A 15340-nucleotide genomic window follows, 5' to 3' on the forward strand; every position below is an offset into this window, starting at 1 on the left:
GCAACACTGCAACAATTCCGTTACGTTATGGCGATGTTCTTAGCGAGACTCGGTGTTCGCACCCGGATTCTGGCGATCGCTCTCATCCCCAGTCTGACCCTGGTGGTGGTCGGCGTCGGCACGGCGGGCTACCTGGTCGAGGAGAGCAACAAGGCCAAGACCTGGGCGACGGAGATGCAGGCGGCCGTCCCCTATACCCGCGCGCTGATCGAAGCGGTGCAGTCGGAACGTCAGCTCACCCTGGCCTATCTGGCCGGTGACGACACCGCCGCCGACGCCCTCGGCCCGGCCAGGACCCGCCTCGACGCGGCCGTCCAGGGCCTGATCGATATCTCCACCGATATCCGCGCGGTCGACGATTCCGAAATCGGTGACGACAAGGGCGGATTCAACACTCTCAAGACGCATCTGACCGGTGTGCGCCAGGGCGCCGACGCGCGGATGCTGCCCGCCAACGACGCCTACACCTTCTTCAGCCGCCTGCTCGACGTGCTCACCCAGGGCACCAAGGTGGCCGAGCGCGCCGCCCCCGACGCGGAGGTGGCCTCCGGTGTGGCCGAGGGCGTGCGTCTGCTGCACGCCGCCGAGGCGATGTCGCGCAGCAACGCGATCTCCCTGTCGCTGGTCACCGCCGACGGCCCGACGGGCATCCCGATCGAGGAGCTCATCAACCAGATCGGTTACTACCACACCGAATTGGCCGGCATCGTCACCGAGCTCGACGAGGACGAGCGCGCCCCGATCGCCGCGATGATGTCCTCGCCGCACTTCGCCCAGCTCGCCGCGATGGAGTCGGCGATCGTGAGCCGTTTCGCCGCGCCGCAGCAGCCGACCGGCTCGTCGACCCGGACGCAGGCCGTCACCGCCCTGCCCATGTCGATCCCCGAATGGCACACCGCCGCAGGCGAAGTCAACCGGGCCATGATCGAGGCCTACGGTGCTCACAACAGCCATATCCAGAAGCTGGCCGAGAAGACCGCGCAGCGCGCCGAGGTGAACGCGGCGATGGCCGGTGGCGGCGTCGTGGTGGTCAGTCTGCTGGCGTTCCTGGTCGCGGTGATCCTGGCCAACCGGATCATCCGCCGCCTGCGCAGGCTGCGCACCGAAACCCTCGCCCTGGCCGACGAACAGCTGCCCGCCACCATGCGCACCCTGCGCGAGGGCGGTGAGGTCGACCCCGCCGACATCGCCCCGAAGCTCGACTTCGGTCGCGACGAGATCGGTCAGGTCGCCGACGCCTTCGAGCACGCCGCCGCGGCGGCGCTGCGCGCGGCCGTCGACGAGGCACGCACCCGCGAGGGTGTGCGCGCGGTGTTCCTCAATATCGCCCACCGCAGCCAGATCGTGGTGCACCGTCAGCTCGAGATCCTCGACGAAGCCGAACGCAGCCAAGAGGATCCGGCGCTGCTCGAGACCCTGTTCCGGCTCGACCACCTGGCCACCCGCGAACGCCGCAACGCCGAGAACCTCATCATTCTCGGCGGTGGCCGCCCGGGTCGCCAGTGGCGCAACCCGATTCCGCTGATGGACATCGTGCGCAGCGCCATCGGCGAAACCCTCGACTACGCGCGCGTGCGGGTCACCAAGCTGCCCGAGGTCGACGTCGTCGGCACCGTGGTCGCCGACCTCGTACACCTGCTCGCCGAGCTGGTCGACAACGCCACCGCCTTCTCGCCCCCGCAGTCGCGGGTGGAGGCGGGCGGCAACATCGTCGGCAAGGGTGTGGTCGTCGAGATCACCGACCAGGGCATGGGCATGAGCCCCGAGGACCTGGCCCGCTACAACGACATGCTCGCCGATCCGCCGGACTTCGGCGTGGGCACGCTGTCCTCGGATTCGCGTCTCGGCCTGTTCGTGGTCGCGCGACTGTCCACCGCGCACGGTGTTTCGGTGCGGCTCAGCGAATCCGACTACGGCGGCATCCGCGCCATCGTGCTCATCCCGCAGAACCTGCTCGCCGGGACCGCGGCGATGCCGAGCTCGCCCGCAACCACCGGCCCGCTGCGCCGTGGGCTGCCCCGCCCGCACGAGCAGGCGCCCGCCGCCGCGCTCGAGCAGGCACCGGTGGCCACCCTCGTCGCCGAACCGCCCGCACCGCGCGCCGCCGAGCCGATCGTGGACACCCGCGTCGTGGAGGTCGAAGCCCCGCCGCAGCCGGAGACCGGCCCCGACGGCAGGCCCCTGCTGCCCCGCCGTCAGCGGCAGACGAATCTGCGACCCGAACTCGCCGAGGAACCGACCACCGCCGAAACGACCGCGCCCGCGCCGCGTCCCCGCTCCGCCGAGCAGGCCCGCGACCTGATGTCCGCGATCGAGATCGGCACTCGACAGGGCCGCAAGCCGCTGTCGAACTCTCACCAGGACGAACAGGAAGGCTGAGGTGAACTCTCCCCAACCAGGTGATCTCAACTGGCTGCTCGACGATCTCGTCGACCGGCTGGCAGGGGTCCGCTACGCGGTCGTGCTGTCCACCGACGGGCTGCTGCTCGGGCGCTCCACCCAGATGAAGCGGGAGGACGCCGAGCATTTCGCGGCGATGTCGTCCACGCTCTACGGGCTGGCGCGCAGCGCGGGCAACCGGTTCGACGGCGGCGGCGTACGCCAGGCCGTGATCGAACTCGATCGGGCCGTCCTGTTCGTGACCTCCGCCGGTGACAACGCCTGTCTGGCGTTGCAGGCCACCGAGTCGGCCAATCTCGGGATGGTCGCCTACGAGATGAACCTCACCGTGCAGCGGGTCGGCAGCTTCCTGTCGGCGGAACCGCGTCACGGGCTGGCCGAAATATAGGACGCGACACCATGACTCGACTCGGCGATCCGTGGTTCGACGACGCGGCCGGACCCCTGGTCCGGCCGTACGCGGTGACCCGCGGCCGCACCATGGGTGCGGCGCACGACCTGGACATGCTGACAGTGGTTGTCGCGGTGCATCCCGCGCCGACCCTGCGCAGGCCCGAACCCGAGTACGGCACGATCGCACAGCTGTGCAAACGTCCGCAGTCGGTGGCCGAGGTGTCGGCCGTGCTGAAACTTCCTCTTGCGGTGACCAAGATCCTCGTCGGTGATCTCATCGGCGACGGCCACCTCATCTTCCGGGCTCCGGTAGCGGCCGAGGCAGGCGCCGGCGACCTCAACGTATTGCGAGCGGTTCTGGATGGCATCCGAAAACTTTGACCCGACCATGAGCAGGCACCTCGCCGCCTCGGTCAAGATCCTCATCGCCGGCGGCTTCGGCGTCGGCAAGACCACGATGGTCTCCTCGATCAGCGAGATCGCCCCGCTGCGCACCGAGGAGCTGATCACCGAGGTGAGCACCGGTGTCGACGATCTGTCGGGGGTGGAACAGAAGTCGACGACCACGGTCGCGCTCGACTTCGGCCGCATCACCATCGACCGCGACCTGGTGCTGTACCTGTTCGGCACGCCCGGCCAGGACCGCTTCTGGTTCCTGTGGGACGAGCTGTGCCGCGGCGCCCTCGGTGCGATCGTGCTCGCCGATACCCGCAGGCTGAGCAACTCCTTCGCCGCCGTCGACTTCTTCGAACGTCGTGGGCTGCCGTTCCTGATCGCGGTGAACTGCTTCGACGGTGCTCCCCGCTACACCGTGGACGAGGTCCGCGACGCGTTGGATCTGGACCCGAACACCCCGGTGATCCTGTGCGATGCCCGTGACCGTCCGTCGGCCAAGGCGGTGCTCACCCACCTGGTGGAGTACCTCATCGACCGCGCCACCCGCACGCCGGTCACCACCTAGCTCCCACGGCGACGCCCACCAGCACCCCTGGTGGGCGTCGCCCGTTTCAGTGTCCCGGCCTGGACGATGTGACCCGAGCGCTGCGCCCGCAGGTGCGGGAGCACGGCCTCGATCTCACGCTGCGCGGAGCGTGCACGCGTCCAGGTCGCGGATTTCCGACCGTAGTCGGATCTGCGGAGCGTCCGGACCGGTTAGCGTGGGACCAGGCGTTCTGCGGAAGGCGGGAAAAGCTGTGGACAGCAAGACGATCGCGCGCCAATGCACACTGTGCGAGGCGCACTGCGGAATTCTGGTGACGGTGCGGGAGGACCGCGTCACCCGGATCGAAGGCAATCCCGACGACGTCCTCTCCCGGGGCTACATCTGCCCGAAGGCCACCGCCATGGGCGGCCTGCATCACGACCCCGACCGATTGCGCACCCCGATGCGACGCACCGCAACCGGATTCGTCCCGGTGAGCTGGGACGAGGCGTTCCGCGAGATCGGCACCAGACTGCGAGCCGTGCGCGCTGCGCACGGCTCGAGCGCGATCGCCATGTACATGGGTAACCCGGCAGCGCACAGTTCGTCGGTGCTCTACGGCGGGTTGTTGCGAGCGGCCCTGTTCACCCGCAACTTCTTCACCGCGTCCTCGATCGACCAGTTCCCGCAGGAATTCACCGCCTGGCGGATGTTCGGATCGAATGTGCTGATGCCGGTGGCCGATATCGATCGCACGCACCGGCTGGTGGTCCTCGGGGCCAATCCGGCGGTGTCGAACGGCTCGATCACCACCATGCCCGGCGCCAAACAGCGCATCAAGGACGTCCGCAAACGGGGTGGCACGGTGGTCGTGATCGACCCGCGCCGTACCGAAACCGCCCGGCTGGCCGACGAGCACATCGCCGTGCGGCCCGGTGGGGACGTCTATCTGCTGCTCGGCATGCTGCACGTGCTCCTCGGCGAGGGGCTGTGCGACGAACGCAGGGTCCGCGCGCAATGCGTCGGCTGGGACGAGCTGATCGCCCTGGTCGCCGACACCACGCCGGAGCGGATGGCCGGGCCCGCCGGGGTCGACGCCGCCACCATCCGCACCCTCGCCCGCGACCACGCGGCCGCGCCCTCGGCGGTGCTGTACGCGCGCATCGGAGTGTGCCAGCAGGTCACCGGCACGCTGACCCACTGGCTGGTGAACACGATCAATGCCGTCACCGGCAATCTCGACCGGCCCGGCGGTCAGATGTTCGCCACGCCCGTCGTCGACGGTGCGCGGTACGCCAAGTACCTGCGCGTGGGCCACGGCGCGTGGACCGACCGCACCGGCACCTACCGGTCTTTCCGCAGCGAATTGCCCGTCGCCGCGCTCGCGCACGACATCCTCGAACCAGGCGAGGACCGGATCCGGGCGATGATCACCTACGCGGGCAACCCGGTGCTTTCGACACCACAGGCGGGCAAGCTCGACGAAGCCCTCGCCGCCCTCGACTTCTTCGTCGCCGTCGACATGTACATCACCGAGACCACCCGGCACGCCGACTTCATCCTGCCGCCCGTCTCCGCGCTGGAACGGGAGGAGCTGAACCTGCTGTTCCCCATCTTCAGCGTGCGCAACAACGCCCGCTACGACGCGAAGGTGTTCGACCCGCCCGCCGACGGCAAGGACGACTGGCAGATCCTGGCCCGCCTCGTCACCGAGGTGACCCCACTGCCCGCCCGCCGGCTCACCGGCCGGATCCTCAACGCGGTCTTCGAACAACTCAGCCCCCTGCGCTTGACCGCGGCCGCGGTGGCGGCGGGCCCGTACGGGGTCTTGCGGCGCGGCCGAAAAGGTTTGACGCTCGGCAAGATTCGCGACACACCGGGCGGCATCGACCTCGGTCCGTTGCGCCCGCGCCTACCCGAACTGATCGGCACTCCCGACCGGGCGGTCCACCTGGCGCCCGCCGATTTCCTCGCGGCGGTCCGCACGGTCCTCGACGAAACAGACTCCCCCACCGCTGATTACGACCTGCAGCTGATCGGCCGACGGCACCTGCGCAGCAACAACTCCTGGCTGCACAACATCGAGTCGATGGTCAAGGGCCGCGACCGCTGCACGATCCTGATGCATCCCGACGACGCCGCCGCCCGCGGCCTCGCCGACGGCGACCAGGCCACCGTCGAGTCCCCGGTCGGCGCCATCGAGGTTCCGGTGGAGATCAGCACCGATATCCGCGCCGGTGTGGTGGCCGTGCCACACGGATACGGCCACCGCGAACCCGGCGTCGGCTGGCAGGTGGCCGCCGCGCTGCCGGGCGCCAACGTCAACCTGCTGCACGACCCGGCCCGCACCGACCCGCTCTCGGGCACGTCGGCGGTGAACAACACCTGGGTGCGGATCGGCCGGGTCGAGAAGGCAGGCAGCGCAACCGGATCCGAGGCGGCCGTGGCGCCGCGGTGAAGTCACCGCGGCGGACGGTCAGCGGAAACGCAGGTCGGCGGTGGCCAGACCGAAGATCTTGCGACCCGCCGACTTGGCGACAACCGCGATCACCGCGGTGCGGGTGACCGGGTCGAGTGACTTCACCCGGCCGGTGTACTCGACCTGCCCGCCCTCGCGGCCGACGATCGTGTAGTTCGACAGGCGGACACCGTAGCGGGTCACCGCGCCCGGATCGCCCGACCAGGCGGACAGGAAGCCCGCGCCGAGGCCCATGGTCACCATGCCGTGGGCGATGATGTCGGGCAACCCGGCCAGCTGGGCGATGCGCTCGTCCCAGTGGATCGGGTTGCTGTCGCCGGACACACCGGCGTAGTTCACCAGATCGCCGCGCGACAGACGCGCGTCGCGCAGCGGCAGTTCGTCGCCGACGCTGAGGTCTTCGAAGGCGAGCGTGGTGCTCGGCACCCGGGCGGCCCCGGCGGCGGACAGGTGGATGTCGCCCTCGGGGCGGCGCGGGGTCTCGACGTCGGACGCGGCGGCGTCCTTGTCCTGGCTGAAGACCTTCACCCCGTGCACCATCACGTTCTCCACCGCACGCGTGATCTCGGGATCGACCCCGTCGTCACCGGTGATGCCGACGACCGTGGTGTGCATGATGTGCACGGTCTCGCCGGATTCGTCGGCGAAGGTGTTGGTGACGGTGATGAGGTCCTTGCCCGCGATACGGCGCACCGAGGACAGCTCCACGTCCACGGTCAGGCGGTCACCGGCGACGATCGGCTTGTGCTGCTCGAAGACCTGCTCGGTCTGCACGAACATGTCGTAGCCGACGACCACCGATTCGAACAGGTGCCGGTTGGCCGCCATCGCGGGAATGGAGACGAACGTCAACGGGGCGACCAGACCCTGGTACCCGAGCGCGGCGGCCGCCTCGTCCTCCCAGTGCGCGGGATGGAAATCCTGCACCGCGCGGGCGTATTCGCGCACCTTCTCACGGCCGACCTCGTAGATGTCGTCCACCCGGTAGTAGTGCCCTACCTTCGACGCGATATCGGGGGCTTCGGCCACGGAAGTCACTATGGATCACCTTCGTTCGGGGGACGGACTCCCGGCAGGGTAGCCGACGAGCCCGTCCACCGGGCGCACCATGGCACAGTTCACAATCACGCGAGCTGTGCGATGGGCTCGATCAGAACGAGGGGACGTCGCTCGTCGAGGCGTTGCCGCCGATCGAGGGCTGCAGGGTGATCTCCCATTCGGTGTCGGCGTCGAACACGTCGTCGAACTTCGAGAACTCCTGGTCCCGGGTGAAGCCGAGTGCGGCCTGGTCCCAGTCGGTTCCGTACTTCATGTAGACGAAGTAGGAGCCGGCGATGCCGCTGAGCGTGGCGTTGGAGTTGCCCTGCACGTAGATCGTGGCCTGCGGCGACTTCGGGTCGCTGCTGGTGACGACGATCGCGCAGTCGGAGGAATTGCCGTTGACGATCTTCAGCTCGCCCGACCCGTTGAGGCCGTTCTGCTGGACGACGGCGCCGTTGTCGGCCCGGCGGTTCTGCAGCGGGGCGGCGACGGTGCTCGAGGTCGAGGTGGACCCCTTACCGGTCGGTGCGGATTTCGTGTCGTCCAGGCAGGCGCTCGTGGCGAGCGCGGTAGCAATGGCGATCACGGCGAACAGGCGGCGGTGAAGCATTCTTCCCCCGTACTCAGGACCGGAATTCGATACCGGTGTCGGCGCACAGTATTGCGCGAAATGCCGGAATTGTCAGATCGCTTGTCGGCGTGACCGGTTCGCTCCTGGGCATATGCGAGCAGGTCCTTACGTCCTCTAACGTTGCGGGGTGCTAGGACATTCACACGCGACCAGTGGGGCGCTGGCCTGGGCGGGGACCGCCGCGGCGCTGCCGCTCACCGTCGCCGCCTTCCCCCTGTTCGACAGCGAGACAACACGATTCGGCGTCGCCGAGCTGATCATGGGCACCTTCCTCACGGCGGGCGCGGCCCTGCTGCCGGACGCGGATCACCCGAGCGGGACCATCTCGCACGTGCTCGGGCCCGTGTCACATCACCTGTGCCGCTTCATCTCCTGGGTGTCGGGCGGGCATCGGCACGGCACGCATTCGCTGTTGTTCGTCGCGGGCGCGGTGGGCGCCACCTGGGCCGGTGAGCACTGGCTCGGCAGGCCGTTCACGCTGAGCCTGGTGTTCTTCCTGCTCGCGCTTGCGGTTCGGTCGTTGCACCTGTGTCCGCCGGGCAAGAGTGTGCGCACGTACGGCACGGTGATCGTGCTGGCCAGCGCGGGCACCTTCGCGGTGGACCATTGGATCGTCGACCGGCCCGCCTGGTTGCCGATCTGCGTCGGCCTCGGTTGCCTCGCGCACCTGCTCGGCGACTGCCTCACCGAGCGCGGCTGCCGGCTGCTGTGGCCGTTCCCGCTGCGCACGCGGGTGCCGCTGATCGACCGCACCGGTAACCGGGTGGAGACCTGGGTCATCTCACCCCTGTTCGTGCTCGGCACGATGGGCGCGCTCTGGTACGCGATCACCCAGCAGGCCTGATCGTGCGAGGACGGCGGAACCCCTCACCCCGCCGTCCTTGCCCGTTCTTTTCCTCGGTGTTCCAGTGAGGCATATATAGTCAGATGCGCATATCGCGCTGATCTAATGCCTTGTGCTGGAGCACGGAACGCGGCCGGAGAGTCCGGTCAGATCTCCCGAAGCCTCCCCGAATCCGCCGCGTTTCAGTGCACAGTTGTACGCTCAAAAGCGTGACCGAGCAACTCTCCCAGTCCCAGGCCGAAGTCCAGGCGCTCGCCCGCCTGGCCGGCGACGAGTTCGTCGGTGCGGTCGACGGGATCGCGGCCATCCACCGCGCCATCAGCGATCGGGTGTTCACCGCCGTACGCGCGGGAGTCGGGACGGCCGCGGATCCGGTGAAGGTCGTGCACGACGCCATCACCGAGAGCGTGTACGCGGTCGTCGGCGGTACCGGGCACGTCGTCGGCGAGATGGCGAGCGCGGTGCAGGTATCCGGCCTACCCGCGCCCTCACGCACCGTCTGGGGCGCGGGCTTTCTCGCGGCCGTCCAGGGGCTGATCGGTGACGCGCTCGAGGACGACGCACCGATCCTGGCCTCCCCCATGACCATTCGTGTCGACGGCGCCCCGGTCCCGGCCGAACAGCTGGCCGCGCATGTTCCCGTGCCGACCACCAAGCTCGTCGTCCTGCTGCACGGGCTGGTCGAGACCGAACACGCCTGGCGCCTCGGCGGCAGGCCCACCTACGGCGAACGCCTCGAAGACGACCTCGGTTACACCCCGGTCTTCGTGCGCTACAACACCGGCCTGCACATCTCCGAGAACGCCGCGCAACTCGACGCCCTGCTCACCCGGCTGGTCGAGCAGTGGCCGCTCCCGGTCCACGAGATCTGCCTGATCGGTCACTCCATGGGCGGGCTCGTCGCGCGCAGCGCCTGCCACCGGGCCGAGCAGAGTGACGCCGTCTGGGCGCGTTCGGTGCGACAAGTGGTGTGCCTCGGCTCGCCACATCTGGGTGCCCCGCTCGAACAGTTCGTGCACTACGCGGCCGCGGTGCTCGACCGGCTGCCCGAGACCCGCCCGCTGAGCACCCTGCTGCGCAGGCGAAGTGCGGGCATCCGCGATCTACGCCAGGGCTCCCTCGTCGACGAGGACTGGCGCGACCGCGACGTCGACGCGCTGCGTGCCGAGGCGGTCCGCGAGGTGCCGCTGCTGGCCGGCGCCGATCACTACTTCGTCACCGCCACCGTCACCCATAGTCCGAAGCATCCGCTGGGGATGGTGGTCGGCGACGGGATGGTGTTGCGCGGCAGCGGTTCCGGGGTCGGGCGCAGCAGGCGCATCGGTTTCGACAGCGGCAACGGGTTGCACGTGCCGGGCGCCAACCATTTCAGCCTGCTCAATCACGACGCCGTCTACACCGCGCTGCACGGATGGTTGTCGGGGACGCCCCACCATCCGGTCCAGCTCGATACGCTGGGGTCATGACTCTCGACCACGGCGATCCCGGCGACGCACCGGCCATTCCGCTGCCCACCGCTCCCCTGGCCAACGACGCGCGACCGTCCGCTGCCGAGGAGGCCAGAACGATTGCGGCCGCGTCCAATACGGGCACCCTGGCCAGCCTGACCGCCGACGGCGCGCCGTGGGCGTCGTTCATCACCTACGGGCTGCTCGACGGCGCGCCCGTGCTGAGCGTGTCACGCCTGGCCGAGCACGGGCGCAATCTGGCCGCCGATCCGCGCGCCAGCATCGCGATCGTGACGCCGGACATGCCCGCCGATCCCCTCGCGGGCACGCGCATCACCCTGGCCGGGGTGGTGGAGCGGCCGAGTGGCGCCGAGGCCGAGGCGGCCCGCGCCGCGCACCTGGCCGCGGTGCCCGCCGCGAAGTACTACATCGATTACAGCGATTTCACGCTGTGGGTGCTGCGGGTCGAACGGGTGCGCTGGGTCGGCGGCTACGGCCGGATGGATTCGGCGACCGCCGCGCAGTACCTGGCGGCGCGACCGGACCCGATCATGCCGCAGGCGGCGCCCGGCATCGCCCACCTCAACGCAGACCACGCCGACGCCCTGCTCGCCATGGCCACCCAGCTCGGCGGTTTCCCCGATGCAACGGCCGCGAGCTGCGAACGGGCCGACCGCTACGGTCTCGAACTGCGGGTCGAGACACCGCGCGGGGTGGCACGCACCCGCGTCGGCTATGCCGAACCGCTCACCGAGATCGGTCAGTTGCGGGCCGCGACAGTGGAGTTGACGCGGCGGGCGCGGGCGATGGCCGGTCAGGTCTCGTAACCGGTCAATTCCAGAGCACGGCGACCAGCACGTTCACAATGGCGAGTCCGCCCGCGGCATCGGTCATCCAGCCGACCTGCTTGCCGCGCTTGGCATCGGCCCGGCCGACTTCGGCGAACCCGGCCACCGCGATCGAGATGACGAGTTTCACGGCCAGTTTCGTCGTGTCGGGTTCCTTGTCCAGCGATTCGACGCCGGAGGCGAGGCCGGCGAGGATCACGCCGGTGACGAGCTGAGCGCGGGCGCCCCACACCATCAGTTCCGAGACCACCGGGCGCGACGCGACATACCCACCGACCACCGCAGCCATGCCGAGCAGATGGGTGACGACCACCAGGTCGTAAACGAATTCCATGACTGCCGAGCGTAGTTCACACGACAATGGCCGGCACCCGATGGCGCCGGCCATTGTGGACGAATGCGGCTAGCGGGTGGCCTGGTCGAGCAGGTGCGCGTCCTTGCGCATCCCGAACGCCGTGATGACCTCCATGATGCCGATGACGATCAGGAAGATACCCACGACGAGAACCAGCGTGGCGATGGAGCCGATCGGCCAGACGATCAGGATCACACCGGCGATCGCGCTCAGCACACCGTAGAAGATCTGCCAGCCGCGGCCCGGAATGCTCGGTTCCGAGATCGCCGCGAAAAGCACGGTGATGCCGCGGAACAACCAGCCGATGCCGATCCACAAGCCGAGCAACACGATCGAGGTGAGGTCGTCGCGGAAGCAGAACACACCGATGATCAGCGACAGCACACCGCTGATGAACGAGAGCACCCGCAGGCTCGTACTCGGCAGATGAGTGAATGCGGCGACCAACTGGAAGATGCCGCTGGCAACCATATAGATACCGAAAAGAACGCCCGCGACAAGCAATGACGGACCGGGCCATACGAGCACGATGATGCCGAGGACCACCGCGAGAAGACCGGTGACCAGAATTGTTTGCCAGGTTTTCTTGGCAAGCGCGGTAAATGGGCTCTCCAACACGGTATTTGTCGTCATGACGAGATGTTATGCCCGCCAGCTCTCATTCCCTGGAAAGTTGCTGAAGCTGTGATCGTGTCGCGGCACACAACCCGCCGCCGAACGGGCGGGACGCGGCGCGCGGTGACGAGCGACACCTCATTGCCACTGCGAACGTTTGGCGCGTTCCGGTCCCGGGTAGGTGATGGGAGTGTCGGTTGTACTCGTGCTGCAAGCTCGTGGACTCGGTGATCTGCTCGCCGCGGTCCCGGCTCTGCGTGCCCTGCGCCGGGCCGAACCAGGCAGCCGGATCGTGCTGGCCGCGCCCCATCGCCTCGAACAGATCGTCGACCTGATCTCCTCGGTCGACGAACTCGTCGCCACCGCCGATCCGGCGGCCCTGATCTGGGACGGTCCCGCGCCCGAGCTGGCGGTGAATCTGCACGGCCCGGACGGTGCGAGCGCGCGAGCGCTGGCCGATACCGGCGCCAAACGGATCATCGGGCACCGGACGCCGGGCCTGCCCCGGCTCACCGGGCCGCGCTGGGACCCCGAGGCCCACGTGGCGGATCGGTGGTGTCAGTTGCTCGAGAGCGAGGGCATCGCCGCCGATCGGCGCAACCTCGGACTGGTCCCGCCGGTTGCCTCCATCAGCCGTCGCGACTGCGTGGTGGTGCATGTCGGCGCCGGTGCGCCCGCGCGCCGCTGGCCGCCGGAACGGTTCGCCGCCGTGGTGCGGCACCTGATGGTCCTCGGCCGCGACGTGGTGCTCACCGGTGATCCGTTCGAACGCGACATCGCCGTGCAGGTGGCCGCACAGGCGGGCCTGCCCGACGACCGGGTACTCGCGGGCAGGCAGAACCTCACCGATCTCGCGGCCACCGTGGCCGGTGCCGCCCTCGTGATCTCCGGCGATACCGGCGTCGCCCATCTGGCCACCGCCTTCGGCACCCGGACCGTGCTGCTGTTCGGGCCCACTCCGCCGCGTCGTGGCGGTCCGCCCGCGCATCTGCTCGGCAGGCACGCGGTGCTGTGGGCGGGGCAGGTCGGCGATCCCGATGCCCGCACCCCCGACCCCGGCCTGTTGCGCATCGGAGTGCCCGAGGTGATCGCCGCGGTCGACGCGCAGCTCGACAAGCAGGATTGGGCCGAGTCGAGTCGCTCGCGTTATCGCCGGGTGGGCTGACCGGCGGGCGGTGCGGCAGCGGTCGGCTGACCGGCGGCTCGCAGCGCGGCGGCATGGGCGGCCAGGGCGCTCGGCCAGAACTGTTCGAGGTAGTCGCGCGCGTCGTTGAGGCCACGCGGATCCAGGGAGTACAGGTGACGGTTACCGTCGCGGCGCATGCTCACCAGGTGCGCCTCGCGCAGGATGCGCAGGTGCTGGGAGGCGGCCGAGCTGGTGATACCGGTGGCCTCGGCGAGCTCGGCGACCGAGCGTGGACCCTGCGGCAGCGACTCGAAGATCGCGCGCCTGGTCGCGTCGGATAACGCGGTGATTGCCCGAACTCCGTTAGCGTCCACTGAACAAGTGTGCGCGGATAACGCCTGGTCGGCAATGATCTTGCGGTCACGGTATTTCACCCGGTCGCTCCCGGGAATTTCTGTTTTCGAGATGCGATTGTTATAGATCAACTGGGGTTATAGCCGCTCGTGATGGCAGCCACAGGATTCGCCGCGTCGGTTACGAATTAGCTACCTTCGAGACATGTTCGTGACCAACCCGTTATCCGCCCGAATCTCCGACGCCTTCGCAGGTCGTCTGGGAGGCGTTGTCGCGGGTGCGGTGGCCCTGTCCGCACTCGTGGGAACGTCCGCCGCCGCCTTCAGCGGCCCCGAGACCCCTACCACCACCGCCGTCGCGGCGTCTTCGGCAGACGCCCTCGGCGTTTCGCAGGCCCGCTTCACCTCCGCCACCGCGCCCGAGGTGCAGGCCGAGACTGCCGCCGCCGCACCGGTGGCCTGGGAAGAGCACCGCGAGGCCATCCAGGCCGCGCTGCCGCCGCTGCCCGCGCCGCTGCCCTTCATCGCGCCGCCCCCGCCGCCGCGCCCGCAGACCGTCCGACCGGTCAACGGTCGCCTGACCTCCTACTACGGCCCCCGCTGGGGTGCCGCGCACAACGGCATCGACTTCGGTGACCCGATCGGTGCGCCGGTCTTCGCCGTCACCGACGGTACCGTCATCGAGACCGGCCCGGCCTCCGGGTTCGGCCTGTGGGTCCGCGTCCAGCAGGACGACGGCACCATCGGCGTGTTCGGTCACGTCAACGAGATCCTGGTCCAGCCGGGCCAGCACGTGAACGCCGGCGACGTCATCGCCACCGTCGGAAACCGTGGCCAGTCCACCGGCCCCCACCTGCACTACGAGGTGCACGTGCCGGACGGCTCGCTCTACGGCGCCCCGATCGACCCGCACCCGTGGCTCGCCGCGCGCGGTATCGACGTCGGCGTTCCGCAGGACTGATCCTCACCACCCACTGATCGCCGCCCGACCGGCGATCAGGAAATCCCGAAGCCGCGCGACCGCGAGCGTCGACCCATGGTCTCCCGAGACCAGGCCGATCTCGCGGTCGCGTTCGCCATCGATGCGCACCACGGCCAGGTCGGGGTGCGGTGTCTCGGCGGGCGGGAGCAGCGCCACGCCGAGCCCCAGCGCGACGAGCGCGCGCAGTGTCTCGAACTCGGTGATCTCGAACAGCACGCGTGGCGTGAAACCCGCTGCGGCGCACCAGGAATCGAGTAGCGCACGCAGCTGATAGCTCGGCGGGTTGGCGATGAACGCCGCATCGGCGAGTTCGGTCAGCGCCACCCGCGAGCGCCCCGCCAGCGGGTGGGTTCGGGCCACGTGCAGATCGATACGCTGGCGCCCGAGGACGACCGTCGGCAGGTCGTCGGGCGGCGGGATCATCACCGCGAGATCGAGCCTGCCGTCGCGGACCTGCTCGGCCAGCGCCTCACCGTGGGCCTGCACCAGGTGCAGGCGGATACCGGGTGCGCGGGTGTGGAACTGGGCGAGCAACGCCGGGACACTGATCGGCCCCAGGGTGAGCGGGAATCCGAACCGAACGAGACCGGTCTCCGGGTCGGCGTCGGCCCGCACGCGGCGCACGGCGTCGTCGAGCGCGCGCAGCACACCGCGCGTTCGTTCGTGCAGGTCACGGCCCTGTGGCGTGAGCGTCACGCCGCGCCCCGACGGCTGGAACAGCGACACCCCGAGATGCTGTTCGAGGGTCTTGATCCGGCGGCTCAGTGACGACTGGGGCACCCCGAGACGCTGCGCCGCACGGGTGAAGTTGCCCTCCTCGGCGGCCGCGTCGAAGGCCGCGAGCAGGGGCGCGACGGCCTGCGCGCCGTATTCATCCATATCCGGATCATATGCCCGGCGATT

General features: G+C 69.2%; 16 protein-coding genes. 10 read left to right on the forward strand and 6 right to left on the reverse strand.

Annotated features, from left to right (window positions below):
- The first annotated feature begins 33 nt into the window (after positions 1 to 33).
- The 5 genes from LDL21_RS13325 (at position 34) to LDL21_RS13345 (ending at position 6173) form a co-directional block, all read left to right on the forward strand.
- Positions 34 to 2379 (forward strand): sensor histidine kinase, encoded by a 2346-nt coding sequence (locus LDL21_RS13325; protein ID WP_225280282.1) that lies wholly within the window; start codon positions 34 to 36, stop codon positions 2377 to 2379.
- A gap of 1 nt (position 2380) precedes the next feature.
- Positions 2381 to 2788 (forward strand): roadblock/LC7 domain-containing protein, encoded by a 408-nt coding sequence (locus LDL21_RS13330; RefSeq protein ID WP_067492231.1) that lies wholly within the window; start codon positions 2381 to 2383, stop codon positions 2786 to 2788.
- Between the two features lie 11 nt (positions 2789 to 2799).
- Complete coding sequence (locus LDL21_RS13335) at positions 2800 to 3174, forward strand: DUF742 domain-containing protein (protein ID WP_067492230.1); 375 nt, start codon at positions 2800 to 2802, stop codon at positions 3172 to 3174.
- Positions 3155 to 3754, forward strand: coding sequence for a GTP-binding protein (locus LDL21_RS13340; protein WP_067492229.1), 600 nt, complete (start codon positions 3155 to 3157; stop codon positions 3752 to 3754). The genes LDL21_RS13335 and LDL21_RS13340 overlap by 20 nt, the downstream gene beginning before the upstream one ends.
- 232 nt (positions 3755 to 3986) lie before the next feature.
- Positions 3987 to 6173, forward strand: coding sequence for a molybdopterin oxidoreductase family protein (locus LDL21_RS13345; protein ID WP_225280284.1), 2187 nt, complete (start codon positions 3987 to 3989; stop codon positions 6171 to 6173).
- Positions 6174 to 6191: 18 nt separating this feature from the next.
- Here LDL21_RS13345 and LDL21_RS13350 read toward each other — a convergent pair whose 3' ends face one another.
- Positions 6192 to 7232, reverse strand: a complete 1041-nt coding sequence (locus LDL21_RS13350) for a fused (3R)-hydroxyacyl-ACP dehydratase subunits HadA/HadB (RefSeq protein WP_225280285.1) — start codon at positions 7230 to 7232, stop codon at positions 6192 to 6194.
- A 112-nt stretch (positions 7233 to 7344) separates the two neighbouring features.
- Positions 7345 to 7845: a hypothetical protein gene (locus LDL21_RS13355; protein ID WP_181696327.1), complete on the reverse strand. Its 501-nt coding sequence runs from the start codon at positions 7843 to 7845 to the stop codon at positions 7345 to 7347.
- A 148-nt stretch (positions 7846 to 7993) separates the two neighbouring features.
- Here LDL21_RS13355 and LDL21_RS13360 point away from each other — a divergent pair, with 148 nt between their 5' ends.
- The 3 genes from LDL21_RS13360 (at position 7994) to LDL21_RS13370 (ending at position 10985) form a co-directional block, all read left to right on the forward strand.
- The gene (locus tag LDL21_RS13360) at positions 7994 to 8710 is read left to right on the forward strand and encodes a metal-dependent hydrolase (protein WP_225280286.1); all 717 of its coding nucleotides are present in this window, start codon (positions 7994 to 7996) and stop codon (positions 8708 to 8710) included.
- A gap of 209 nt (positions 8711 to 8919) precedes the next feature.
- Entirely contained in the window at positions 8920 to 10176 is a 1257-nt protein-coding gene (locus tag LDL21_RS13365) for a lipase family alpha/beta hydrolase (protein ID WP_225280287.1), read from the forward strand.
- A complete protein-coding gene (locus LDL21_RS13370) occupies positions 10173 to 10985 on the forward strand; it encodes a HugZ family pyridoxamine 5'-phosphate oxidase (RefSeq protein ID WP_181696330.1) in 813 nt (270 codons plus the stop codon). The genes LDL21_RS13365 and LDL21_RS13370 overlap by 4 nt, the downstream gene beginning before the upstream one ends.
- A gap of 4 nt (positions 10986 to 10989) precedes the next feature.
- On the opposite strand, the gene LDL21_RS13375 is transcribed toward LDL21_RS13370, so the two are convergent.
- The gene (locus tag LDL21_RS13375; protein ID WP_067492221.1) at positions 10990 to 11340 is read right to left on the reverse strand and encodes a hypothetical protein; all 351 of its coding nucleotides are present in this window, start codon (positions 11338 to 11340) and stop codon (positions 10990 to 10992) included.
- Between the two features lie 69 nt (positions 11341 to 11409).
- A complete protein-coding gene (locus LDL21_RS13380; RefSeq protein WP_181696331.1) occupies positions 11410 to 11994 on the reverse strand; it encodes an HdeD family acid-resistance protein in 585 nt (194 codons plus the stop codon).
- A 166-nt stretch (positions 11995 to 12160) separates the two neighbouring features.
- On the opposite strand from LDL21_RS13380, the gene LDL21_RS13385 reads away from it, so the two are divergent.
- Positions 12161 to 13141 (forward strand): glycosyltransferase family 9 protein, encoded by a 981-nt coding sequence (locus tag LDL21_RS13385; protein WP_181696332.1) that lies wholly within the window; start codon positions 12161 to 12163, stop codon positions 13139 to 13141.
- On the opposite strand, the gene LDL21_RS13390 is transcribed toward LDL21_RS13385, so the two are convergent.
- On the reverse strand, positions 13123 to 13476 hold the full coding sequence (locus LDL21_RS13390) for an ArsR/SmtB family transcription factor (RefSeq protein ID WP_181696333.1): 354 nt from the start codon (positions 13474 to 13476) through the stop codon (positions 13123 to 13125). The two genes, LDL21_RS13385 and LDL21_RS13390, sit on opposite strands and share 19 nt — an antisense overlap.
- 184 nt (positions 13477 to 13660) lie before the next feature.
- On the opposite strand from LDL21_RS13390, the gene LDL21_RS13395 reads away from it, so the two are divergent.
- On the forward strand, positions 13661 to 14416 hold the full coding sequence (locus LDL21_RS13395) for a M23 family metallopeptidase (protein ID WP_225280289.1): 756 nt from the start codon (positions 13661 to 13663) through the stop codon (positions 14414 to 14416).
- Between the two features lie 3 nt (positions 14417 to 14419).
- Here LDL21_RS13395 and LDL21_RS13400 read toward each other — a convergent pair whose 3' ends face one another.
- Positions 14420 to 15316 carry a LysR family transcriptional regulator gene (locus LDL21_RS13400; RefSeq protein ID WP_181696334.1) on the reverse strand — a complete coding sequence of 299 codons (897 nt, stop codon included), beginning with the start codon at positions 15314 to 15316 and terminating at the stop codon, positions 14420 to 14422.
- Positions 15317 to 15340: the final 24 nt, after the last annotated feature.

Source organism: Nocardia rosealba (assembly GCF_020216065.1).
Taxonomy (GTDB): Bacteria; Actinomycetota; Actinomycetes; order Mycobacteriales; family Mycobacteriaceae; genus Nocardia; species Nocardia rosealba.